Annotated in this window: 1 protein-coding gene; it reads left to right on the forward strand. The window is 40.7% G+C overall.

Going from position 1 to position 1184, the window contains the following annotated elements:
* Positions 1-286 precede the first annotated feature (286 nt).
* A complete protein-coding gene (mscS, locus tag RH88_RS14320; RefSeq protein WP_005597206.1) occupies positions 287-1153 on the forward strand; it encodes a small-conductance mechanosensitive channel MscS in 867 nt (288 codons plus the stop codon).
* The last annotated feature ends 31 nt before the right edge of the window (positions 1154-1184 follow it).

Raw genomic sequence — 1184 nt, forward strand, 5'->3', positions numbered from 1 at the left:
GCTCATTGAGCGGGTTTTTTTATGTCATCAAACTAAGACAGGTTCTATTTTTGATAAAAAAATGTGGCGAAATGTAAAGCTAATGCGTAGGCTTTAACGGTCTCACTGATGAGTCTTGATAACCCTTTGTTTTGATTATCTTTGCACAATCTTTACTTTGCTAAACTCATAAACTGGGCTATCTTGCCGATAAACTGGCGTTCGTTCAGTAAATGGATAGGGACATTGTCGTTATTTTTATAAGTAGCATGACTAATTAGTCACATATATTTGAGAGGAAATTAATATGGCAGGTGAGTCTATGGATGTTCAAACTCCATTGGTTGACAGTCTGGCGAAAGCTGAAACTTGGCTAAACAGCAATTCGGATCTTTTGATTCAGTACGGTGTAAACATCATTTCAGCGGTACTGATTCTATTTATTGGTAACATCGTAGCGAAAATGGTCGCGAACAGTGTTGCTAAGATGCTTGATAAGAAAAAAATGGATAAGGCGGTTGTTGAATTTATCCATGGCATCGTGCGTTACACATTGTTTGTGATTGTTCTGATTGCTGCACTAAGCCGTATTGGCGTGCAAACTGCTTCAGTGGTTGCTGTCATCGGTGCGGCCGGCTTAGCGATTGGTCTTGCTCTGCAAGGGTCACTTTCTAACTTTGCAGCTGGCGTATTGATTGTTGGTTTCCGTCCATTCAAATCAGGCGATTATGTTGAAGTTGGTGGTGTTGCAGGTAGTGTTGAAGCCATTCAAATTTTCCAAACTGTACTAAAAACACCAGACAACAAAATGGTTGTTGTACCAAACTCAGGTGTGATTGGTTCGCCAATTACCAACTACTCTCGTCATGATACACGCCGTGTTGATTTAACGATTGGTGTTTCTTACAGCTCAGATCTTAAACTGACTAAGAAAGTGATCCAAGAAGCGCTAGAAAAAGACGAGCGTATTCTGAAAGATCACGACATCACCATTGGTGTTGTGGCGCTGGCAGATTCTTCAGTAAACTTTGTTGTCCGCCCTTGGTGTAAGACTGCGGATTACTGGGATGTTTACTTTGATTCAAACCAAGCAATCAAAGAGGCGTTAGATGCGAACGGCATCGAGATTCCATTTCCGCAAATGGATGTACACCTCAACAAAGTGGAAGCGTAATTACTCTTTGTAATGCGAATTTCAAAAAAAA

The sequence above is a fragment of the Vibrio scophthalmi LMG 19158 genome, from assembly GCF_000222585.1.
Classification (GTDB): Bacteria; Pseudomonadota; Gammaproteobacteria; order Enterobacterales; family Vibrionaceae; genus Vibrio; species Vibrio scophthalmi.

Excerpts from the sequence above, each read along its gene's own strand:
- mscS (WP_005597206.1), top strand. The coding sequence starts at position 287 with ATGGCAGGTGAGTCTATGGATGTTCAAACTCCATTGGTTGACAGTCTG.